Annotated in this window: 22 protein-coding genes and 1 pseudogene; 6 read left to right on the top strand and 17 right to left on the bottom strand. The window is 64.1% G+C overall.

Annotated elements, in window-relative coordinates; genetic code table 11:
- Positions 1-2: 2 nt before the first annotated feature.
- From ACH13J_RS04230 to ACH13J_RS04205, 6 genes are read right to left on the bottom strand one after another with little or no spacing between them, the layout of a single operon-like run.
- Positions 3-539: a hypothetical protein gene (locus tag ACH13J_RS04230; RefSeq protein WP_397542062.1), complete on the bottom strand. Its 537-nt coding sequence runs from the start codon at positions 537-539 to the stop codon at positions 3-5.
- A gap of 1 nt (position 540) precedes the next feature.
- Positions 541-1113, bottom strand: coding sequence for an HK97 family phage prohead protease (locus ACH13J_RS04225; RefSeq protein WP_397542061.1), 573 nt, complete (start codon positions 1111-1113; stop codon positions 541-543).
- Entirely contained in the window at positions 1113-2369 is a 1257-nt protein-coding gene (locus tag ACH13J_RS04220; protein WP_397542060.1) for a phage major capsid protein, read from the bottom strand. Before ACH13J_RS04220 ends, ACH13J_RS04225 begins: the two co-directional genes overlap by 1 nt.
- Positions 2362-2703: an HNH endonuclease gene (locus tag ACH13J_RS04215; RefSeq protein WP_397542059.1), complete on the bottom strand. Its 342-nt coding sequence runs from the start codon at positions 2701-2703 to the stop codon at positions 2362-2364. The genes ACH13J_RS04220 and ACH13J_RS04215 overlap by 8 nt, the downstream gene beginning before the upstream one ends.
- The gene (locus ACH13J_RS04210; RefSeq protein ID WP_397542058.1) at positions 2696-3052 is read right to left on the bottom strand and encodes a hypothetical protein; all 357 of its coding nucleotides are present in this window, start codon (positions 3050-3052) and stop codon (positions 2696-2698) included. The genes ACH13J_RS04215 and ACH13J_RS04210 overlap by 8 nt, the downstream gene beginning before the upstream one ends.
- Positions 3043-4557, bottom strand: a complete 1515-nt coding sequence (locus ACH13J_RS04205; protein ID WP_397542057.1) for a terminase TerL endonuclease subunit — start codon at positions 4555-4557, stop codon at positions 3043-3045. Before ACH13J_RS04205 ends, ACH13J_RS04210 begins: the two co-directional genes overlap by 10 nt.
- A gap of 38 nt (positions 4558-4595) precedes the next feature.
- Here ACH13J_RS04205 and ACH13J_RS04200 point away from each other — a divergent pair, with 38 nt between their 5' ends.
- On the top strand, positions 4596-4901 hold the full coding sequence (locus ACH13J_RS04200; RefSeq protein WP_397542056.1) for a hypothetical protein: 306 nt from the start codon (positions 4596-4598) through the stop codon (positions 4899-4901).
- A gap of 212 nt (positions 4902-5113) precedes the next feature.
- On the opposite strand, the gene ACH13J_RS04195 is transcribed toward ACH13J_RS04200, so the two are convergent.
- The 5 genes from ACH13J_RS04195 to ACH13J_RS04175 form a co-directional block, all read right to left on the bottom strand.
- Entirely contained in the window at positions 5114-6292 is a 1179-nt protein-coding gene (locus tag ACH13J_RS04195; RefSeq protein WP_397542055.1) for an AAA family ATPase, read from the bottom strand.
- Positions 6292-6684: a hypothetical protein gene (locus ACH13J_RS04190; protein WP_397542054.1), complete on the bottom strand. Its 393-nt coding sequence runs from the start codon at positions 6682-6684 to the stop codon at positions 6292-6294. The genes ACH13J_RS04195 and ACH13J_RS04190 overlap by 1 nt, the downstream gene beginning before the upstream one ends.
- On the bottom strand, positions 6681-6869 hold the full coding sequence (locus ACH13J_RS04185; RefSeq protein ID WP_397542053.1) for a helix-turn-helix transcriptional regulator: 189 nt from the start codon (positions 6867-6869) through the stop codon (positions 6681-6683). The genes ACH13J_RS04190 and ACH13J_RS04185 overlap by 4 nt, the downstream gene beginning before the upstream one ends.
- 73 nt (positions 6870-6942) lie before the next feature.
- Positions 6943-7578 (bottom strand): hypothetical protein, encoded by a 636-nt coding sequence (locus ACH13J_RS04180; protein ID WP_397542052.1) that lies wholly within the window; start codon positions 7576-7578, stop codon positions 6943-6945.
- Complete coding sequence (locus ACH13J_RS04175) at positions 7575-8801, bottom strand: phage integrase central domain-containing protein (protein WP_397542051.1); 1227 nt, start codon at positions 8799-8801, stop codon at positions 7575-7577. Before ACH13J_RS04175 ends, ACH13J_RS04180 begins: the two co-directional genes overlap by 4 nt.
- Positions 8802-9371: 570 nt before the next feature.
- Between ACH13J_RS04175 and ACH13J_RS04170 the strand changes: the two genes are divergently transcribed.
- Positions 9372-10208, top strand: coding sequence for a DUF3883 domain-containing protein (locus tag ACH13J_RS04170; protein ID WP_397542050.1), 837 nt, complete (start codon positions 9372-9374; stop codon positions 10206-10208).
- 3 nt (positions 10209-10211) lie between these two features.
- Here the strand turns inward: ACH13J_RS04170 and ACH13J_RS04165 are convergent, their stop codons facing one another.
- Genes ACH13J_RS04165 through ACH13J_RS04155 form a run of 3 tightly spaced genes read right to left on the bottom strand, consistent with a single transcriptional unit; the run spans position 10212 to position 12414 of the window.
- Positions 10212-10595, bottom strand: a complete 384-nt coding sequence (locus ACH13J_RS04165) for a hypothetical protein (RefSeq protein ID WP_397542049.1) — start codon at positions 10593-10595, stop codon at positions 10212-10214.
- On the bottom strand, positions 10595-11920 hold the full coding sequence (locus tag ACH13J_RS04160) for a recombinase family protein (protein WP_397542048.1): 1326 nt from the start codon (positions 11918-11920) through the stop codon (positions 10595-10597). The genes ACH13J_RS04165 and ACH13J_RS04160 overlap by 1 nt, the downstream gene beginning before the upstream one ends.
- Positions 11917-12414, bottom strand: a complete 498-nt coding sequence (locus tag ACH13J_RS04155) for a DUF2924 domain-containing protein (RefSeq protein ID WP_397542047.1) — start codon at positions 12412-12414, stop codon at positions 11917-11919. The genes ACH13J_RS04160 and ACH13J_RS04155 overlap by 4 nt, the downstream gene beginning before the upstream one ends.
- Positions 12415-12471: 57 nt before the next feature.
- Between ACH13J_RS04155 and ACH13J_RS04150 the strand changes: the two genes are divergently transcribed.
- Entirely contained in the window at positions 12472-12702 is a 231-nt protein-coding gene (locus ACH13J_RS04150) for a hypothetical protein (protein WP_397542046.1), read from the top strand.
- An 86-nt stretch (positions 12703-12788) separates the two neighbouring features.
- On the opposite strand, the gene ACH13J_RS04145 is transcribed toward ACH13J_RS04150, so the two are convergent.
- Both ACH13J_RS04145 and ACH13J_RS04140 read right to left on the bottom strand, forming a co-directional pair.
- Positions 12789-14513 (bottom strand): AAA family ATPase, encoded by a 1725-nt coding sequence (locus ACH13J_RS04145; RefSeq protein WP_397542045.1) that lies wholly within the window; start codon positions 14511-14513, stop codon positions 12789-12791.
- 190 nt (positions 14514-14703) lie between these two features.
- Complete coding sequence (locus ACH13J_RS04140) at positions 14704-15381, bottom strand: S24 family peptidase (RefSeq protein WP_397542044.1); 678 nt, start codon at positions 15379-15381, stop codon at positions 14704-14706.
- 108 nt (positions 15382-15489) lie between these two features.
- On the opposite strand from ACH13J_RS04140, the gene ACH13J_RS04135 reads away from it, so the two are divergent.
- The 3 genes and pseudogenes from ACH13J_RS04135 to ACH13J_RS04125 all read left to right on the top strand — a co-directional run.
- Positions 15490-16173: a hypothetical protein gene (locus ACH13J_RS04135; RefSeq protein WP_397542043.1), complete on the top strand. Its 684-nt coding sequence runs from the start codon at positions 15490-15492 to the stop codon at positions 16171-16173.
- A 211-nt stretch (positions 16174-16384) separates the two neighbouring features.
- Positions 16385-16597: a helix-turn-helix transcriptional regulator gene (locus tag ACH13J_RS04130; RefSeq protein WP_074219579.1), complete on the top strand. Its 213-nt coding sequence runs from the start codon at positions 16385-16387 to the stop codon at positions 16595-16597.
- Between the two features lie 608 nt (positions 16598-17205).
- Positions 17206-19248: pseudogene (locus ACH13J_RS04125) on the top strand (baseplate multidomain protein megatron); the annotation flags it as partial.
- A gap of 72 nt (positions 19249-19320) precedes the next feature.
- On the opposite strand, the gene ACH13J_RS04120 reads toward ACH13J_RS04125, so the two are convergent.
- Positions 19321-19851, bottom strand: a complete 531-nt coding sequence (locus ACH13J_RS04120) for a hypothetical protein (protein WP_397542041.1) — start codon at positions 19849-19851, stop codon at positions 19321-19323.
- Positions 19852-19853 lie beyond the last annotated feature (2 nt).

Here is a 19853-nt window from a genome sequence, read left to right as displayed (position 1 = left end):
GCTCAGGCCCTCCTTTTGTAAGGCCGCAGCAGGTCCGCCGCGCCGCTCAGTTCCATTGCGCGCGCTACCCATGCCGGGTTGCGCTGATAGCTTTCCTCGATCGCGCCACCCATGTTGACGGAATAGCTGGACACGCCCGCCCGATCCGTCGCGTCCGTCAGGTATTCGGCAAGCCGCCGGAACGCCTCAGAGACAGCCGCGGGAACGTCACCGCCCCCCACGTCCGCCGTGATCCGATAGGGGCCGTCACCGGGCAGATCATAGCCGCCCCAAGGGGACGCCGCCGGGGTGCATTCCACCCATGCGACGCTTTCCCAGACCTCGACCGCATTCAGGGTGGCGGGCGTCAACGGGGCTTCCCATGCGCCTTCCCCCTCGACCGTCCAGACCACTTCCCGCACCGCCCAGCGCATCCGGCAATAAGCCTCGATTCGCTGCCAGAGCGCCGCTTGATCCAGCATCATCGCCGGAACGCTCAGGCCCGTGACGTTCGGATAGCTGGCCGGGATTGCCTCGACCTCTTTCAGTGTTACCGCCATGTCAGAGCCTCCACCGATTGAGCGCATGGGCAAGCGTCCGATCCTCGACCGCCGCGCATGGCGTCCAGTTGCGCGCCTCGATTTGCGCCGCCGGATATGCGGGTTTCGTCACGGCGCTGATCTCGATCAGGTCCGCAGAGCGCACCACCCGCAACAGCCCGTCGCTATCGCGCTTCACCAGATCGCCGCCGTCCGTCACGCGAAAGCCGGGGCTGATCCCGCCCACCAGCCCCGCCGCAAGGGTGCCCAGGAAGTCGGTGACATAGCCCACGCCGCGCATTTCCGGGGCAATCGTCGCCTCGAAAGTCAGGGCGTCATCGCCGTCCCTGACCTCAAGGCTTCCCGCCGCCCGCGATGCAAGCGGACGGTCAAAGTCGTGATGCACCAGCAAGTGAACGTCACCGCCAGCCGCGACCGATGCACCGAAAGCCCGTGCCTCGAATACTTCCCGCCGCCGTTCCCGACCGCCTTGCAAGACAGTCGGGACGGCATACGGAAACCGGCCCCGCAGGACGGTTGCCCCGTCCGCAGAGGTGCGGACCTCAAGCCCGCCTTTGGAACCGGCCCAGAGCATCACTGAATGCCCGTCAGGATGCGGGTTTGCACCGCGCGGGAAATGGTCACGTCCATCGTGGCCAGCGCCGTGAGCCGCAGCCCGCCCGATTGCGCATCCGAATACGGATCGCGGACCAGGTCGATTGCGCCCCAGGTGCCGACGAAGAACGGGGGAACACCGCCCGCCGTGGTCGTCAGGACCGCGCTTGTCTCAGCCGGGGTGCCGGTCGGATCAGCAAGGGCATTGTGCGACATGACCACCGCGCCCAGCGCCTCGGTGAGACGGTCATACTCGAATTTGAAACCACCATCTCCGACCATGAGGCCATCCATGAAGTCCCAGACCTCGGGACGGATCAGCGCCCGCACATCGCCGGGGCCGGTCGCGGCGTTGCCGGTGATGAAGCTGACCACCTCGGACCGGAACGCCGCCCAGCTTGCAGCCGCGTCCACCGCCGTTTCGGTGATGCCCCATGCCGACGCCCCCGCGAAAAGCCCCGTAGGTTCGCCCGCCGATCCGCTGCCCAGGAACACCGCGCGGTCAAGGGCTTCCTCGATAGCGCCGTTCATGTCGCGCCGCACGGCTTGCTCAAGGCCGCTGCCGGATTGCTTGAGCGTCTTGCGGGTGAGGCGCATCTGGACGCCAAGGTTGTGATCCGGCTTCAAGGGCCGATCAACGGTCGTGTAGGCACTCGGTCCGGTCACATTGCCGGTTTCCGAAGTCGCCCACCCCGCCGTCACGCTGGACGTGGCAACGGGATATTCGACCTCGCCCACGCCCACGTTGACCATTTGGCCACCCATGCGGGCCGCGACCGATCCCGCGAAAAGCCTCTCGATGATCGGCGCGGTGCGGATCGGATCGGGGGTGCCGCTCGCCACGGTTTCACCGGCCCGGATTTCCAGGGCTTCCCACGGAATCGGAACGCCGCGATAGCCGCCGCGCGACCGCAGTTCGGTGACGATCTCGCCCGTCTGCCCCTCAAGGGCGCGGCCCTCGTCCAGAGCAAGGGCCACTTGGCGCATTTCAAAGCCCGCCATGACCTCGGACCATTCCCGGCTGGACCGGGTTTCCAGATCGGCCCCGGCTTCCCGCCGTTCCTCATCCTCGGCAATGAGCGCCGCGCGATAGCGGGTTTCGTTGGACCGATATTCCCGATCCATTTCGTCCATCTGGCGGGTTTCATCCTCGGACGGCTTTTCCTTGCCGACCAGTTCCGAAAGTGTCTGGCGGATTTCGCTTTGCCGCCGTGCGATTTTCACAGAATCAAGCATCTGGTTTCCTTTCGTGCTCGATAGGGTTTCGGCCCGTCTGACGGACCAGCTTTTTCCACGCCTCGCGGGCGGGGTCGGGTCGGCCAAGGCCGATCTCGATTCGGGTCTTGCGGGAATGACAGCGCCCGCAGAGGCATTGCAGATTGGACAGCGACCACGCCAAATCGGGCCGGTCCCTGACCGGCTCGATATGGTCGATCTCAAGCCGGTGCCGGTTGCCGCACTGGACGCATTTCCAATCGTCGCGCTCAAGCGCCTGCATCCGCAGAGCCTTCCAGCGCGGGCCGCGCGTGATCCGCCGGGAATGGCGGGCGTATTCCTTTCGATCAGTCATCCCGCACCTGCAATTCCCAGAAAATGACCTCGCCAGCGGGGGCCAGCGGGGAAACGCGGATCGTGCGGAACACCTCGCCACCGATGCGCAGCCGGTCGGTTGTGGCGGGCGTGAGGGTCAGGCCCTCGACCGACAGGAAAACCCGCTGATCGCCCACGTCCATCAAGCCGCCCGCGATGAATTGCAGCTCGACCGCGTAAGTCGCCGTCAGGATCGTGACGGGGTATTCGGTATCCGGGCCGGGGGTGTATCCCCCAAAGCCGTCCGTTGTGCCTTCACCGGGCCGCAACAGCGTTGCCGCCTGACCGTGTTTCGCTATCAGCCGCGAAGCGGTCTCCATCATCCCCATGCGATGCGCCCTCCCTTGTGAGCGGGGCGGCCCATCATCCGGGCACCCTCAGCGACCGCCAGCACCGTTGCCGCCGCCGCGTCGATCCGGCCCGTGGACCGTGCCTTTGCCAGTTTCAGATTGTTCGCCGGGTCGCGCAGCGTGACCGCATCCGCGAAAGCGGACCGCAGCAGCAGCGACGGGGCGGTTTTCACCTTGCCGTCATAGGCCGCGCGCCGGAACCGCTCGCAATCCTCGCCGCCGTCCTTGAAGCCTTGGCCGCGCCAGGTGATCGGGCACCGGATGCCCGCGCGGTCTATCGCCTCGCCAAGTTCGGCTTGCTTGTATCGGTCCGCCGTGATCGCCGCGACCGGCTCGCCTTCCACATGGGCCATGACCTCGACCAGCCAGGGCGCGACGGGAACCGTCTGATCGCCCAGGGTGGACAACTCGCCCCGGTCCTGCATTTCGACATAGCGACCGGACACGCCGTCATTCTGGCCCCGGTCCAGCAGGGAAGGCTTTGACGGGAAGGTGCCCAGAGCCTCAAGCCGCCCCGTCTCGGGCCAGTAGAACGCCGCCGCCGTCATGCTGGCAGAGCCGCCCAGGTCGATCCCGATGACTACCTGACCTTGCCGGGGTGGCAGGTCCGCCGTCTCGCAAGAGAGCCATTCATCGACCGTCAACAGCAGGTCGCGGGTTTCGCCGCTCACACGCTCATTCCGGTTGTAGAGCCGAAAACTTGTCAAGGTCGATCCGCCCCGCGCAATCGCCCGCCGCGCCTGACCTTGCAGCCAGTCAAGGCTTGAGCCGATCCCGTATGCCGCGCCGGGATTGGCCAGCTTGAGCGACTCCAGATCGTCCGCAGGAAGGCCGGGGGCGGGCCGGTGCTCTTGGCGATAGACGCCCTCTTGTTCCTCATCCAGCCATACGGAAAACGGGTGCGCATCATCCGCCGCGCTTGTGCTGATAATCAGCGCCCGCCCGCCACGCTTTCCCAGACCGGACAACAGGGCGTGTTCCAGGGCGTCCCCTTGATCCGCCTGCCAATGGCCGCGCTCATCCATCAGGACCAGAGTCGGGGCCGATCCCAGAGCCGTCTTGCCATCCGCCGCAATGGCCCGGACGAAGTGTCCGCCGCCGTCGCCGTCATACTCGACCTCAAGCCGGGGGCTGCGCCGGATCGTGAAGGCCGCTTGCTCATCCTCGGGAAGCGACCGGATGAAACCCACCACGAAGTCAAAAGCGATGCGCGCCTGATCCCGCGTCCGGGCCGCAATCAGGATTTCCCGCCGGGGCTGACGATCCCAGACGCCCTTGACCGCGCCAAGGGCGATGCCCGCCGATTGGGCCGTTTTCGCGTTGCCCCTGCCGATGCTCAGACAGGCCACGTTGATCCCGTCCGCCAGGGCACCCTTGACGAATTGCTTTTGGAACGGGGCCAGCTTCACCGCCTGACCGGCTTTCGGCCCCTCGGGGATGCTCAGGCTTTCAAGAAAGCGGATTGCCTTGGTGGATGCCTTCATGCGACCCTCCCACAGACATTGGCCACGCGAGAAAGCACATGCTTGAAGAATTTGCCTTTTGTACCGTCGTCTTGGATCAGGGTGGGCTTTGGATCAGTTTCCTCCCGGAGCAAATGAAAAATACAGTATTCGATAGCCTTGGATTTGACCCTTGGAGCGACGATGCGATTTCGGCATTGCGAACAAGCATTGGCGTTGCATCCGGCGGAGACACGGATAAGGCACTGACGGCTCTCTTTGAGGCTGAAAAACGTTATCACGCACTCACAGTTGACGAAGTCAAAGTTGCCTTGAATGAATGTGGCGCAAAAATTTCGGGCATAATTGCTGCGTCGGACAAGTAGGCACAGCGCGAAAGCGCAAGTACGCCCCCCGGTTTCCTGCCCACTCGGAAACGGGGGCATTGGGACCAGATCATTGCCCCACCCCACGCCAAACAGGTGATGCACGCCCCACCACCCCCGCCCCCCCGTTAGGGGCGGGGTGGTGTGGCACCTGTTTTCAAGGGTGTTTGCCCCACCTTGCCACACCATGCTTTCAGGGGTGGGTGTGGCACTCATTGGTTTGCCCATTCGCCTACCTCCAAACACGGGCGTTCCATGCGCTTTGCATCCAGCAGCTTGACCTTTTTCAAAGCCCCGGATTTCAGCCACGCCTCGATCATTTTCTTGATGCGCTTGCGGTCCGCCGTGGCGTCCAAGCCCAGCACCTCGGCCACGGCTACGCCTGCCCAATCGTCGCCTGCCTGATCGGAGTAGCGCCGCCCCTTGCCGTCCAGCGCGCGTTGCACCGACATCAGATCATCGACCGACACGCCGTCGAAAGTGTCGGGCCATTCCCAGACCTCGGGCACGCCCACGCTATCGCCGTTGGCCAGATGCACCGACGCCATGCGCCGCCAGACACGATCCCCCACGGGGGCAAGGTTTGCCTTGTCGCGGGTAATGGCAAAGTAGGTGGCAGGGTCATCCTGCACCCCAGCTTCGGCTTTCAGATCGTCGCTCATCTTGTTGAGCACCCGACCGGAACGCGCCGCCGCCAGAAGGGCCGATGCGCCGCGCCCGCTTTCGGTCGTCGCTTCCTCGCCATTGGTCTTGCGGGTGTGGTGAACCAGTTCGATTGCGCAGTTGCACCGATCCGCCAGACGCGCCCATTCCTTCGCCACCAGGTCGATTGCGCCGTTGTCGTTTTCGGACGCTTGATGCGATGACACGAAAGGGTCGATCACCAGCACGTCGATTTCCCGCGCCTCGATCTCATCGCCCAGCGCGTCCAGTTCCGGCTTGATGATCTGGACGCCCTCACGGGTTTGGATAGCCGTGCTCAGGGCACGTTCCCGGCCCGTGTCCACATAGAGCCGCCCCGCGATTTCCTCGGGGCTGACGTGGTGGTGCTGCATCGCCGCGATGATGCGTCGATCCATTTCGTCGCGCGGGTCTTCAAGGTTGTATATCCAGACCTTGAGGCCCTTGGCGGTCCAGTCCCCCAGCAGTTCCCGCCCGGATGCCATCGCCAGCCCCTCACAGATCGTCAGAGACGATTTGCCGACGCCGCCGGGGGCAACCGTCACCGATACTTGCTTGCGGATCAGGTGACGCCCATAGACCCACGGGCGCGGGGGAATGCTTGCCGGGTTACGCCAGACAAATTCCGTGGGCAACCGATCCGTCCTTTCGCGCGGAAACTCGGCCCGGTGCGCATCAAGCTGCATCGCCATGTCAGAAAAATCACGCATCACGCCGCTTGCCTCCCCTGCACATGGTCAAGGAAAGCCGCCTGCCGACCGCGCGGCATGGCTTGGAACGTGGCAAGGCAATAGGCTTCCAGTTCCTCGGGGGATGCTATGTCGGCCCAATATGCCGCCTCGTCCATCGGTGAGATAAAAGGCGGTAGCGGTGCGCCCGCGTCCTGAATGACCGTGTTTGCAACCTCGCGCGCATGGTCCAGGTCAAGCGACCGCAGAGCCGCCCAAGCGAGTGCCGCGCATTCCTCGGGCGTAAGCCGCGCCTGCCAGACCGCAGAGGCCGCTTCCCACGTTTCAAAATCGTTCATCGTGAGAGCGTAACCAATCATCCGGGTAGCCCCGAGATGCGCGCGCTTCATCAGTTTTGAGAAAGACGCGCTCATGCCGCCGTCTCAGCGCGGACTTGCTCCCACGCGATCAGCTCGGACAGTTTCCAGCGGGTGCAGCCGCGCGATAGGCGCACCGGGCGCGGCAAGCCGGTGCGCTCGCGCTGCCAGCGCCACCACGTATTGCGACTGATACCGTATCGCGCGGCGCAGTCAGTATCTCTAAGGTATGTCTCGGGCATGATTGGCTCCGTTCGTTACAGGAGCCAATCAGCCAGATTTCAGGAGGCTTTCATAAATGAGATAATGCGCTCATTATCGCGGGGTTTTCTCACTTATCGCGCGAACCTGCGCGGCAACGGATGCGTCGATGTAGAGCGCATCAAAAACGGCAGATAGAAAATCAGGCCAAGCGCCACTCACTTTGCCGGTGAGCGGATCGGTTGTGAACGTCGCCCGCCGCCCGCTGATATGCTCGAAGAGTCGAGACGAAAGAAAGGCAACCTCCGCCGCTTCGATCTTCTTCGGAGCGCCGCTTGGCGTGCTTTCTACCTCAAGCGCGGAGAACGCATGGCGCGCGTTATCTTGCGTCTCTTGTAGCGTCCGCACCAGCTCGAACAAACCTCGCCCACCGCGCGCAGTTTCGGCATAGAACGCCGAAACAGCAGGCTGGCGCATCGACAGGATATGCCGCTCCAGCCGCTCCGCGAGCGCGGCCAGCTTGCGCAACTCGCCTTCGCTGGCCTTCTGCGATGCGGGCCGATTGCGCGGCAGCTCTTCATCGCGCCCGCCCTCGGACACCGCATAGAGCATCCGCGCCTTGCCTTCGACGTCATCCTCCGTCAACGGCTCCGCGCCCGGTATGGCCCAGATTGCCTGTATCAATTTTGCGCCGAATCCGCTCATCGCAAATTCGCACGGCCAGCCGTCCGCGCCGATAAAATCATTCATCTTGCCGCTTCCATCTTCACCACCTTGGCGCCTGCCTCGCCTTTGAGAAACCGCGCCCAAGCGGCCATCATCTGTCGCCGTTTTTCTATCATATCTGAGCGCCTATAGGCACGCTCAACCGTGCTGCCCACCGTATGCGCAAGCGCAATTTCGGCCATGTCGCGCTCAAATTCGGTGCGCTCCGCCGCCCAGTCGCGGAACGTGCTGCGGAGCCCGTGAGGCACGGCAGGACGGCCCGAACGCGGGTCGAGATACCCGCCCTCGCGTGCCTCGTTTATCCGCTTCATGCAGGCGCTCAGCGCCATGTCAGACAACGCGCCGCCGCGTGCGGCCGGGAACACGTAGTCGCTGCCCTTCATCCTTGGCAGAGCCTTCAGCAGCGCCACGGCCTCTTGCGTGAGCGGGACGCGGTGTTCCTTGCCCGCCTTCATCCGTTCGGCCGGGATGATCCACACGCCCGCGTCCAAGTCGATCTCGGCCCATGTAGCGCCGCGAACCTCGCCAGATCGTGCCGTCGTGAGCGCGACAAATTCCAGCGCCCGCGTTGCCATGCCGTCGCGCTTGCGCAGATCGGTGAACCAGTCCGCCGCATCGGCCAGCGACAGCGCCGGGTTGTGCTTCACCTTTGCCACCTTGCCGGGCTTGGGTAGCACCGCGTCGAGATTGCCGCGCCAGCGGGCCGGGTTGTCGCCCGTGCGGTGCCCGCCGACCGTGGCCCATGACAGCACCGCCTCGATACGCCCGCGCAGCCGCGATGCCGTCTCGGTCTTCGTGGCCCAGATCGGCTCCAGCACGCGCAGCACGTCCGACACGTCAATGTCCGACACGGCCATGTTGCCCAGCATCGGCACCGCGTAGGCGTCCAAGGTGCTGCGCCATTGCTTCTTGTGTTTCTCGTTTCGGAACTCGGCCGTTCGCGCCTCCAGCGTCTTTTCCATCGCCTGCGCAAAGGTGAGGCGGCGCTTTTCGGCCAGCGGGTCGATGCCCTGCCAGATCATATCCTTGACGCCGCGCGCCCGTTCGCGCGCCTGCGCCAGCGTCACGTCAGGGTAAGCGCCAAGACCGATCTGGCGGCGCGTGCCCTTCACCGTGGCGCGCAACAGCCATGACCGCGCGCCGGTCGGTGTGACCTGCAACAGCAGCCCGTCAACGCCGCCCACGGCCACGTTGCGATTGCCGCCGGTGCCAAGATGCGCGATCTTGCGAACCTCCACCGCCGACATTTCTTTCGCTTTCCTTGGCATAATGAACCATCCTTCCTACCCGCCTATAAGGTATGGCATTGGACGGTATCGGGCGCAACAGGGTGTTACAGGAAAGCGGTCTAAATTACTGTCATATATGGATTAAAAGGTGCGTGCCGTTACATGCTGATACTCTGGCATGGCTGCCTGTCTCTCCGCCACTATCACCCTTTCGAACCCGTTCAGGCCGCCCGACCGAGGCGTATTTTCCCCTGCTTTCAAAGGGGTTTGCAGGATGGATGCGAACCGCGGAGACGCGGGCGCACAGCGATTTCCGTCTCTGAATGGCCCGTCGTCTCTGGTCGGGCGAACCGCACTGATTTCGGTTCGGTCGAAAATTCTCGCGCCTTTCCAATGGCCTGACTCGCAACCCCGCCAAAACTGCGCGCCCTGTTTCCATCGCTATCGACCGAAACAGAGACCGAACATGCAGGAGGCGTAGCCGATGGGGACGATGGCAGAACGGCGCGTAGCGGTGGCGGAGCAAGCGGCGGCGGGCTCAGTGAAGCCATTGATGACAAACGCACATCGTGCCTCTAGCCTGGCGGCATGGCGAGTGGCCCCTGGACCGATGAAGAAAACGACCTGATCGTCGCGGATTACTTCGCGATGCTGGCCGACGACTTGGCCGGGCGCCGCTACAGCAAGGCCGAGCATCGCCGGGCGCTCCTGCCGCTTCTGAACGACCGTTCGGAAGGATCGGTCGAGTTCAAGCACCAGAACATCAGCGCGGTGCTGAAGGGGCTCGGCGAGGACTGGATCCCCGGCTACAAGCCCGCCTTCAATTTCCAGATGACGTTGGTCGACGCGGTGGCGCGGTGGCTGGAACTGCATCCGGACTGGCTCGGCCGGTTGCCAGGAACGCTCCCTGCGACCGGCATGCACGAGGCGGCGCAGGTCTGGATCGGTCCTCCGCCCACGCTCTCCAACCAGCCTCCGCCGCAAGAGCTGGAGCAGATGCTGCACATCGCCCGCAAGTTCGACGTGGCGGGGCGGGACGAGCGCAATCGCGCCCTTGGCCGCGCTGGCGAAGAGCGTGTCCTGGCCCATGAGCACGCCACGCTGAAAGCCGCGGGGCGCGATGACCTGGCGCGCAAGGTCCGCTGGATCTCGGAGGAGGACGGCGACGGCGCGGGCTATGACATCGCCAGCTATACGCCCGATGGCCGGCCGCGCTTGATCGAGGTGAAGACGACGAACGGCTGGGAGCGCACGCCTTTCCACATCACGCGGAACGAGCTTGCCGTCGCCGACGAACGGCGCACGGACTGGTGTCTGTTCCGGATGTGGAATTTCTCGCGCGAGCCGAGGGCCTTCGAGCTCTACCCGCCGCTCGATGCGCATGTCTCTCTGACGCCGACGTCGTTTCAGGCCAGCTTTCACTGACCGTCAGTCGAATACCCGCCCCGGCTGCTCGTCCCAAGGCAGCGATGCGACGAAGCACAGGTCGTAGAGGCTGATCGCGCAGGGCTCGCGGTGCACAACCAGCCGCTCGAGCACGTCCGGTGCCAGCCACGCCAAGCGCAGGAGGCGGCTGACATACCGGTCGGACAGCCCCTCCTCGGCGGCGAGATCGGCGATGGTGGTGACCTCGCCGCGCTCCATCCGCTTCCGCCACGCCCATGCCCGGCCGATGGCGCGCAGCACGCGGGGGTCCTGTCCCGGCGGCGGGTCCGACGTGTCGATGTCCTGCGGCGGCAGGATGCGCGGCCGCCCACCGCGTTTGCGGACCGTGAGCGGGATGTGGACGCGGATGGTGTCGTTCGCGGGCATCAGGCGGCGTCCTCCCGCGCCGGCGTCATCAGGCTGGCCAGCGCGCCGAGCCCATCGTGGCGCAGGTCGATGTCGAGCCCGTCCTCGCCCACCGTCACGCGCGCCACGAGCAGTTGGACGACACGGGCCTGTTCGGCCGGGATCAGCGCCTTCCAGAGATCGTCGAACTGCGTGAGCGCTGCGGTCACGGTGCCCTCGTCGAGGTCGGGGCGCTCCTTCTTCAGCGCGCGAGCGGTGCGCGCGATGACCTCCGGCGTGCGTAGCAGCCGCCGGATCTCGCCGATGACCGCTTCCTCGACCATGGCCGCGGGCAGCCGCTGGGGCCCGCGGAGTTCGGCCGTCAACCGTTTCTGAATCACGTCCATCGAGACGTAGTAGCAGTACCGCCTGTTGCCCTTCTTCGTATGGTGCGGGGTCATGGCGGCGCCGGTCTCGGTGAAGATCAGCCCGCGCAGCAGCGCCGGCTCGGTGCTCCGGGTGCGCCCGGCGCGCTGGTTGCGGTTGCCGGCCAGCACGGCATGGACGGCGTCCCACAACTCCGCATCGACGATGGGCTCGTGCATGCCGGGATAGGTCTCGCCCTTGTGGGTGATCTCGCCGCGGTAGATCCGGTTGTGCAGCAGCTTGTAGAGCGCCCCGCGGTCGATGGGCCGGCCCCGCTTGGACCGGATGCCGCGCGCGTTCAGCTCCCGGATCACGGCGGCGGTGGAATCGGATCGCGCGAAGAGCTCGAACATGGTCCGCACCTGCGCCGCCTCGGCCTCGTTCACGATCAGCTTGCGATCGACCACGTCGTAGCCGAGCGGCACGTAGCCGCCCATCCACATGCCCTTCTTCTTAGAGGCAGCGACCTTGTCGCGGATCCGCTCGCCGATCACCTCGCGCTCGAACTGGGCGAAGCTCAGCAGGATGTTCAGCGTCAGCCGCCCCATGGACGTGGTCGTGTTGAACGACTGCGTGACGGACACGAAGGTCACGCCATGGCGGTCGAAGATCTCGACCAGCTTGGAGAAGTCCATCAGCGCGCGGCTGAGGCGGTCGATCTTGTAGACCACCACCACGTCGATCAGCCCGTCCTCGACATCGGCGATCAGCTGCTTCAGCGCCGGGCGGTCCAGCGTGCCGCCAGAGAACCCCCCGTCGTCGTAGCGCTCGCGCAGGCAAGCCCACCCCTCGGCGCGCTGGCTGGCGATGTAGGCCTCGCAGGCCTCGCGCTGTGCGTCGAGGCTGTTGAACTCCATGTCTAGCCCTTCCTCGCTCGACTTGCGGGTGTAGATGGCGCAGCGCAAGCGACGCGCCGGTTCGGTCCGGGTCTTTCTGGTCATCGCGCGCCTCCGGTCTGGTCGAGGCCGAAAAAGCGCCAGCCGTTCCAGTGCGCACCGGTAATCGCGCGGACCGCGGCCGAGAGCGACTTGAAGCGCCGGCCCTGCCATTCGAAGCCGTCCGCAAGCACGGTGACCATGTGCTCCTCGCCGCCCCACTCGCGGACCAGCTTCGTGCCGGGCGCTGGCTTGCGCGGGTCCGCCACCATGCCGCCGAGCTTGCCGCTCGCGACCTCGTCGGCGAGCGCATCAAGCGTGCGGCGCGTCTCGCGGCGCAGACCGCCCTGGGCCAGTTCCTGGATGCGGTAGCCGAGCCGAAGCTCGAGGTTGCCGCGGCTGGCGTTTGGCGCACGCTCCCCGAAGATGGCCTGCCACTTCTCCTGCAGCTCGGGCACCGTCATCGCCTTCAGCGCAGCGAGTTCGGCCAGGACGTCGATCCCCGCCGCCTGCGCCGCCGGCGCGGCCCTTGCACCTGATTTCCTTATGTTTTTCCTCATGTGTCGTCTCCAACTCGGTTGCGAACCTGTCTCCGACGACGGCGTCTGAGGGCGAGAATGTCCAGCGAACAGTCTCCGTCGAGCGGAGAATTCTCGTTCGTTTCCGGTGGGTTGGAGCGCGCGATGGCGCTGGCGAGGATGGCGGCCAGCTCCGCCAGCCGTTCACCGGTGGTGAGCGTGTCGGCGGGCGGCGCGAAGGTGCTGTCGTCGGGCATGGGGAGCGAACTTCTGGAGGTGATTTGCTCCGTGTTCGCCGCGAGCGGCAAAGGAATTCAAGTGAAAACATAGCGTTGTCGTAGTTGCGCGAAGCAGCAAGTACGCGAGGGATAGTGAAGACCATGCTTCCGCCAGCCCATCACTAGCCGGCCAGCGAACTATGGTTCGATCTGAAGCTTACTCATCAGGGACCTCGCAAACGCGTCGACTGGGCTGAACCGAGCTTCCATGACAACATTGTCGACATTGTCCTTCGCGAACTCTGCTAGCCAGAGCTTAACTCGCATTTCCACCCCATCATCCCAAATCTTCCCGTGCGCCTGAAACTTCTTCTCCATGGCTACCGACCACTTCTGACCTTTCGCGCCCGGCGGCGTCACTGTAGGATCTACCTCAAATTGACTGAAGAACGCTTCTTTGTACTTCTTGGCATCCAAGAGATCCTCAAGCTCCGCTTCCTTCTGCCCCGGAACGTTTATCAGGTTGTAGTCCGAGTCCCGAATGATGGCGTCAGAAAGTGCCTTTTGTACGCCGGACATTCCTGCAGCGTCACTGTCAAGAAAACACTGAACTAACGTGGCCGAGCTCCGGTACGTCCGAACCTTGTAGGAGAGATTTGAAGCTCCTCCAAGAGGATCGAACACAAGATCCCCGGCATTTATGGCCTTCTCCAGCGCCGGGTACCGGCTCTGAAGAATAGCCTTAAGGATTATCACATCGTCTTCACCTTCAACGATTGCGACAAGGCGTGCGCTCTGCAGGTTGTCAGACAGTCTAACTCCGAGGACTTCTCTTACTTCGGCAATGCTCTTCGCAACGGCCGCTTTGCTAGTCTGAACAACTATGGTGCTATCCAGCTGTGCGGGGTTCACAAACAGCGGAGAATGACTCGTGAGGATGACCTGGTTGTTCTCTGAAAGACTTGTCAGGACATCTCGGAGTTCGTGTATAGCTTGGGGATGCAAATGCGCTTCGGGCTCTTCGATCGCGACAATTGAACTCGCCGAGCCGCTAGCGGCATTAGATGCATAGCGCATAAGGGCTAGTGCAACTAAGCTCTTCACACCATCGCCTTTTCGCTCCAGGGGGGTATTATTTCCGTCATCCACCTCAATTTGGAGGCCCCGCCGCATCGCTCGGATGCGAGCATCGCGAACCATCTTTATCTCAACCGACTTAACCGAAGGGAGAAAAGATGAGATGGTTTCCGTGATTGATTGGGAAAGAGCCGTCAGAATGGGTTCTTGGATCTCATCAATCTTCTTCAGCGCTGCCACATACTCATTATTTCCCTCGAGCCGATCCAGCTCTTTGGAGAGTAGATCGGAAATGACGCTCTCTGCACTTTCAGACGTTCGTATTGCCGGAATATATTCAAACCGAACATTCCTCGACACGAAATCCGCAATTTTGTTGGTCTTTTTATTCAGCGCTGCGCCACCAGGGCCTTGCTTTGGGATCAGGACTTCTTGGTCATCCCTCGAGAGCCGCACCAGAACTGGTAGCGTTCCGTTTAACTTGCTACCGATCTCAGATTGAAATGCCTCAATTTCACTGTCAGAGAGTTTGAATTCAAAACTAATATCGATGCATTGATCCTTAGATGATCGAACTTGTTTCGTTATTGGGAAGTCATGTGACCAACGATATCTAGCCCGCGAGCCTAAAAGGGTTGGTCTCGTACTCCTAATTCGCCCAAGTCGATCCCGAACGACTGAATGCTTAAACCCTTCAATTACCTCCATTCCAAGAGCTAGGGCATGAAGAATATTTGACTTTCCCTCGTTGTTTGCGCCCACAAGAACCGAATAGTTCGTCAGCGGAACCTTTTTCGCAGTCGTGATACTGCGAAAGTTCGATACCGTGAAAGAGGCCAGCTGCATTGTGCGTCCAGTGGTTCGGAGTGTATTTCTTTGATGTCTATCGCAAATCTGCGTTTGATTTCAAGAATTTGTTGGTGTCACGCTTCACGGTGCGTGTCAGAGAGAAGGTGTCAGGTTGGATGAGCTAGACAGAAATCTTCTCGTTGCCAACGTCGGATCGGCATCGCCTACCTCCATGAACGCGATCACCTCAAATCTCCCGCGCGAACCAACGGATGCGGCCGACGATGTGGATCTCGTCGGCCGTTCTTTCGTATTCGGGGTAGTGCTTGTTGTCGGAAATGACACGCACCGCGGGAGGATCGCTGTTCGGGATGTGCTCGAGCCGCTTGGCCACCAGCCCCATGCCGTCGTCCAGCACGAAGATGCCGGGCGGGTTCGGCGCCCGCCGCGCCATGTCTACCAGCACCGTGTCGCCGTCGAGCAGCGTGGGCGCCATGCTGTCGCCTTCCACATGCATGATCCGCAGCTGAGAGGGGCTGGCCTTTAGGCTGTGGCGGATCCACGACCGGCGGAAGTGGTAAGCGCGACCGGCGGGATCGTCATGCTCCTGGACCACGGCGCCGCCGCCCATCGACGGGCGGGGGCTGGCATGCGCGATCGACACGAACGCCTCGTCCGGGTTCTCGATGAAGGGGGGCGTGCCCTCGACATCGCCGATGCCGTGGATCAGCCAGTCGCGGTCGACCTTGAGGACGCGGGCGACCTCGGCCAGCCGGTCGATGCCGGGGCGCGCGGAGCGGCCGCGAAGGATGTCGTAGACGAAGGAGCGGTTCACCCCGGCCATCTCGGCGACGTGGGCGGGGCTGAGGCCGAGCTGGTTGGCCCGGGCCCTGAGACGGTCGGCAAGCGTGTGATGCTCGTTCATGTTTCCCCACCCATCTGTGGATGAAATAGGATAAAATCGGATTGATCGTAGCTCGTCAAGAGAATAAGAACAGAAGGTAAACATCAGGCAGGGGAATCGGAGGGGCGCGTGCACATCGACAAGCTGTATTTCACGCTCCCCGAGGTGCTCGAGCGCTGGCGGATTTCCGAGACGGACCTTGTGTACCTAGCCGAGAACGACAAGCTCCGGCTGTCGGTGCGGGTCTTCGGCGAGCCGGTCGAGTTCGGCGACTATGAGGAGGGCCAGGACGGCGAGCGGTTTCGCGTGCCGTGGGAGCAGAAACCCTTCAGCGGGTTGCTCGACCTGCATGCCTGTGATGTCTTCCAGCTGTTCCGCTGCGGCGAGCTCCATGTCAGCGAGTTCCGCACCCCGCGCGCGGACTATGCGACGCTCTACGGCGAGGCCAAGCCAGTCTTCGTGATGATCGGCGACCTGCTGCTAAGGCGCGAGGAACGCGATCGTTTCGAGCTCCAGTCCGGGTTCTCCTCCGGCGGCTCGGCGATGGAGGAGAGCACCTTCATCGCCTCGGCCGATTACCAGGAGGTGCGGTGCAACGGCTACCGCTTCCGCCTCGGCCCGATCCAGGCGCAGGTCGTCCGCGCCCTGCACGAGGCCGCGCAGCGCGGCGAGCCCTGGCAGAGCGGCAAGGCCATCTTGTCCTCAGCGGGCTCGAAGAGCCTGCGCATGGCCGACGTCTTCAAGTCGCAGAAGGACTGGCGGCAGCTGATCCGCTCCGACCGCCGCGGCGGCTACCGTCTGAACATCGACTGACTCGCTCCGCGTCCCCCATGCGGGGTCCCGGATCGCGCTCGGTGTGGGATCAGCTGGGGGATGGAGGGGGATGACGATCCCCCAGCGCGCCGTCCGCGCCTGTCCTGCAAGGCCATATCCATCCCCCTCTGCATCCCCCTGAGATCCTGACGACATCCCATAGCGGGATTTCGCAATCTCTCTCCGAAGCACACGCAAACGGAGAGAGCCGATGCAGCAGAAGCATTGCCTGAATCAGAAGGAACTCGCCCGGCGCTGGACGATCTCGCATCGCACGCTGGAGCGCTGGCGGTGGGCGGGTGAAGGCCCGGCCTACATGAAGATCGGCGGTCGGGTCGTCTACCGGCTCGAGGACATCGTCGCCTTCGAGCGCGACCAGCTCCAGCACACCATGGACACCCAGCCGCGCGCAGGAGCGGCCTGATGGGACGCCTGTCGCCCATCACCGAGGCCGAGGTCGTGCAGCTGCACGGCGCGAACGGGCCGGGGCTCGACGAGGTCGGGCTCGCCGCCTGGATCGCGCAGGCCGAACCCGGCGAGGCTCTGGTCTATCACCGGGGCTTCCTCGCCGTAGATGCCACGTCGGTCATCTCGAAGCTGCCGGCGGATCGCCAACGCACGCTGCAGCTGGTGGCGGCCGCCGCACGACGCGCGGCCGAGCAGAACCTCGTCCACCTCGTGCAGTCCCGGCTCGGGCCCGACGCATTTGCCTACATCGCCGTCGCCCGCCCGAAGCCCGGCCCGCCCGCCTTCGCCTCCAAGCGGATCGAGACTTGGCCGCTTGCGCGCCTGCAGCCCTACGCGAAGAACGCGAAGGTGCATGGGGCCGACCAGGTCGCGAAGATCGCCGCCAGCATGGCCGAGTTCGGCTGGACCGTGCCGTGCCTCGTCGGCGAGGACGGGGAGCTGATCGCAGGGCATGGGCGTGTGCTGGCCGCAACGCAGCTCGGGCTGACCGAGGCGCCGGTCATCGTGCTGGGCCACCTGACCGAGGCGCAGCGCCGGGCCTACCGCATCGCGGACAACAAGCTGACGCCTGCCAGCTGGTCGGTGAATGGCGTCAGCCGCGCCAATGCCTTTCTTGTCAGCCGCGACGACCAGGATCGCCCTGTCTATGGCGGCACGCCGTCCGACTTCGCCGTGGTGCAGGCCATCCAGGAGATGAAGGCGCGCGGGCTGCGTGTCACCTTCTACCCGTTCATCCTGATGGACGTCCCGCCGGGCAACACGCTCCCGAACCCCTACAGCGACAACGCCGCCGAGACGGACCAGCCCGCATTTCCCTGGCGGGGGCGGATCACCTGCTCGCCTGCAGCGGGGTTCGCAGGGACCGTGGACAAAACGGCCACGGCCGCAAGCCAGGTCGCCGCGCTGTTCGGCGCAGCCACGCCCGCGAGCTTCAGCGTCTCGGGCGAGAGCGTCAGCTGGACAGGCACGCCCGGCGACTGGGGTCTGCGCCGCATGGTGCTGCATTACGCCCATCTCTGTGCGGCGGCGGGCGGCGTGGACGCCTTCCTGATCGGCACCGAGATGCCGGGGCTGACCACGATCCGGTCGGGCGCCAGCAGCTATCCGGCGGTGCAGGCGTATCGGGAATTGCTCGCGGACGTCCGCTCGATCCTCGGGTCTGGGACGAAGATCAGCTATGCGGCCGACTGGTCGGAGTATTTCGGCCACCAGCCGGGCGACGGCAGCGGCGACGTGTTCTTCCACCTCGACCCGCTCTGGGCCGATCCCGAGATCGATCTCGTCGGGATCGACAACTACATGCCGCTCTCCGACTGGCGCGACGGGTTCGAGCATCTCGACGCGGCCGAGGGCTGGCCCGCGATCTACGACCGGGCCTACCTGCAGGCGAACATCGCGGGCGGCGAAGGTTTCGACTGGTTCTACGCGAGTACGGCCGATCGCTCGGCGCAGGTGCGGACCCCGATCACCGACGGTGCCGCGGCCAAGCCGTGGGTCTTCCGCTACAAGGATCTGCGCGCCTGGTGGTCGAACCCGCATTACAACCGCCCCGGTGGCGTGGAGAGCGCGACGCCGACAGCGTGGGTGCCGGAGTCCAAACCAGTCTGGTTCACCGAGCTCGGCTGCCCAGCCATCGACCGCGGCACCAACCAGCCGAACGTCTTCTTCGACCCGAAGTCGTCCGAGAGCTTCACGCCCTACTTCTCGCGCGGCTGGCGAGATGACGCGATCCAGCGCGCCTATCTCGAGGCCAGTTACCTCTGGTGGGGTGCCCCGGCCAACAATCCGGTGTCCGCGATCTACGGCGGACGGATGGTGCATGTTCCAGAATGCGCCGCCTGGACCTGGGATGCGCGGCCCTATCCCTTCTTCCCGGCGCTGACTGACGTCTGGACGGACGGGGCGAACTGGCGGCTCGGGCACTGGCTGACGGGGCGGCTGGGAGCGGTGTCGCTGGCGGCCCTCGTCCGGCACCTCTGCCTGCGGGCGGGGCTGCCCGAGGACCGCATCGACGTCTCCGGCCTCTGGGGCGCGGTCGAGGGCTACGCCATCACGGCGCTGGAGCGCCCGCGCGCCTCCATCACCACACTGTCGCGCCACTTCGGCTTCGACGCGGTCGAGACCGAGGGCGTGATCCGGTTCGTGATGCGTGGCCGGCCAGCTGTCGCCACCGTCAACCCAGACGATCTGGTCGCCGCCCGCGAGGGCGACGTCCTTGAGTTCACCCGCGGCCAGGAGACCGAACTGCCGCAGGCCCTGAAGTGGCAGGTCGCCCGCGCCGACGAGGATTACGAGGCCGCGCAGGTGGAAGCGCGGCGCATCACCGTCGACACGACCCGGATCGCCTCGGAGAGCTTCCCCATGGCGGTGCCGCCCGAAGAGGCCGAGCGCCGCTGCCGCCGCGCGTTGATGGAGGCATGGGTGGGGCGCGAGACGGCGGCGTTCCGTCTACCGCCTTCGCGCCTCGCGCTCGATCCGGCCGACGCGATCCGGCTCGCGCATGACGGGCGGATGGTCGATCTGCGGCTCGTCTCCATCGCCGACGCCGAGGCGCGCGGGATCGAAACTGTCCGCCAGGACCGCGCGACCTACGACCTGCCGCCGGGGACCCGGTAACCGTCATTTTGGTCGCTTAGCATGGATTCCGACGTTTTCATGATCTACCGGCTGGGATGTACATCAAAACCAGATAGTTCGAAGGTGTTGAGAGACATCTTCGACATCAGGGTGTCCTCGCACGGCGTCCGTAAACATTAGCCGCCATGAGTTTGTGTGGCTGCTGTAATCCGCATGAGTCCGGACAATGCGTGCCGGGATAAGGGCGGCTGCCACAACCTCGTACTCATGGCTGAACAGAATTGCAGCCAACACATCGAAGCCATCAAGGTCGCGGATCGCGCCAAGTTGTTCATTCCCTCCCCCCTGCGACAAGCGACGCGCCTTGATCTGGATCCGCAGCGATCCCTCCATTGCGTCGAATCCAGCTCGGGAAGTTGCAGCAGGCTCCCACTCGAACGCCTTGATGAACAGGTATTCGCCAAGCTGCCCAGTTAACGAATTTCCTGAGGTGGTAACCTCACGCTCCCTTAGTTCGTCCTGAATTGCGACATAAGTCTGGATCAATTCTGTCGTGGTCATAGTTGCGACGTCTTGCGCAAAGAGCCGAACCGGAAAAAGGAAAAGAAAGACAAGTCCAAGAATTCGCAGCATGG

Source organism: Roseovarius salis, from assembly GCF_044472985.1.
GTDB classification, from domain to species: Bacteria; Pseudomonadota; Alphaproteobacteria; order Rhodobacterales; family Rhodobacteraceae; genus Roseovarius; species Roseovarius salis.
This window is presented reverse-complemented; position numbering and strand designations above follow the sequence as displayed.

Bases quoted from the DNA above. Each gene is read 5' to 3' on its own strand.
- ACH13J_RS04230 (WP_397542062.1), bottom strand. From the start codon at position 539: ATGGCGGTAACACTGAAAGAGGTCGAGGCAATCCCGGCCAGCTATCCG.
- ACH13J_RS04225 (WP_397542061.1), bottom strand. From the start codon at position 1,113: ATGCTCTGGGCCGGTTCCAAAGGCGGGCTTGAGGTCCGCACCTCTGCG.
- ACH13J_RS04220 (WP_397542060.1), bottom strand. From the start codon at position 2,369: ATGCTTGATTCTGTGAAAATCGCACGGCGGCAAAGCGAAATCCGCCAG.
- ACH13J_RS04215 (WP_397542059.1), bottom strand. From the start codon at position 2,703: ATGACTGATCGAAAGGAATACGCCCGCCATTCCCGGCGGATCACGCGC.
- ACH13J_RS04210 (WP_397542058.1), bottom strand. From the start codon at position 3,052: ATGGGGATGATGGAGACCGCTTCGCGGCTGATAGCGAAACACGGTCAG.
- ACH13J_RS04205 (WP_397542057.1), bottom strand. From the start codon at position 4,557: ATGAAGGCATCCACCAAGGCAATCCGCTTTCTTGAAAGCCTGAGCATC.
- ACH13J_RS04200 (WP_397542056.1), top strand. From the start codon at position 4,596: ATGCTTGAAGAATTTGCCTTTTGTACCGTCGTCTTGGATCAGGGTGGG.
- ACH13J_RS04195 (WP_397542055.1), bottom strand. From the start codon at position 6,292: ATGCGTGATTTTTCTGACATGGCGATGCAGCTTGATGCGCACCGGGCC.
- ACH13J_RS04190 (WP_397542054.1), bottom strand. From the start codon at position 6,684: ATGAGCGCGTCTTTCTCAAAACTGATGAAGCGCGCGCATCTCGGGGCT.
- ACH13J_RS04185 (WP_397542053.1), bottom strand. From the start codon at position 6,869: ATGCCCGAGACATACCTTAGAGATACTGACTGCGCCGCGCGATACGGT.
- ACH13J_RS04180 (WP_397542052.1), bottom strand. From the start codon at position 7,578: ATGAATGATTTTATCGGCGCGGACGGCTGGCCGTGCGAATTTGCGATG.
- ACH13J_RS04175 (WP_397542051.1), bottom strand. From the start codon at position 8,801: ATGTCGGCGGTGGAGGTTCGCAAGATCGCGCATCTTGGCACCGGCGGC.
- ACH13J_RS04170 (WP_397542050.1), top strand. From the start codon at position 9,372: ATGGCGAGTGGCCCCTGGACCGATGAAGAAAACGACCTGATCGTCGCG.
- ACH13J_RS04165 (WP_397542049.1), bottom strand. From the start codon at position 10,595: ATGCCCGCGAACGACACCATCCGCGTCCACATCCCGCTCACGGTCCGC.
- ACH13J_RS04160 (WP_397542048.1), bottom strand. From the start codon at position 11,920: ATGACCAGAAAGACCCGGACCGAACCGGCGCGTCGCTTGCGCTGCGCC.
- ACH13J_RS04155 (WP_397542047.1), bottom strand. From the start codon at position 12,414: ATGAGGAAAAACATAAGGAAATCAGGTGCAAGGGCCGCGCCGGCGGCG.
- ACH13J_RS04150 (WP_397542046.1), top strand. From the start codon at position 12,472: ATGTCCAGCGAACAGTCTCCGTCGAGCGGAGAATTCTCGTTCGTTTCC.
- ACH13J_RS04145 (WP_397542045.1), bottom strand. From the start codon at position 14,513: ATGCAGCTGGCCTCTTTCACGGTATCGAACTTTCGCAGTATCACGACT.
- ACH13J_RS04140 (WP_397542044.1), bottom strand. From the start codon at position 15,381: ATGAACGAGCATCACACGCTTGCCGACCGTCTCAGGGCCCGGGCCAAC.
- ACH13J_RS04130 (WP_074219579.1), top strand. From the start codon at position 16,385: ATGCAGCAGAAGCATTGCCTGAATCAGAAGGAACTCGCCCGGCGCTGG.
- ACH13J_RS04120 (WP_397542041.1), bottom strand. From the start codon at position 19,851: ATGCTGCGAATTCTTGGACTTGTCTTTCTTTTCCTTTTTCCGGTTCGG.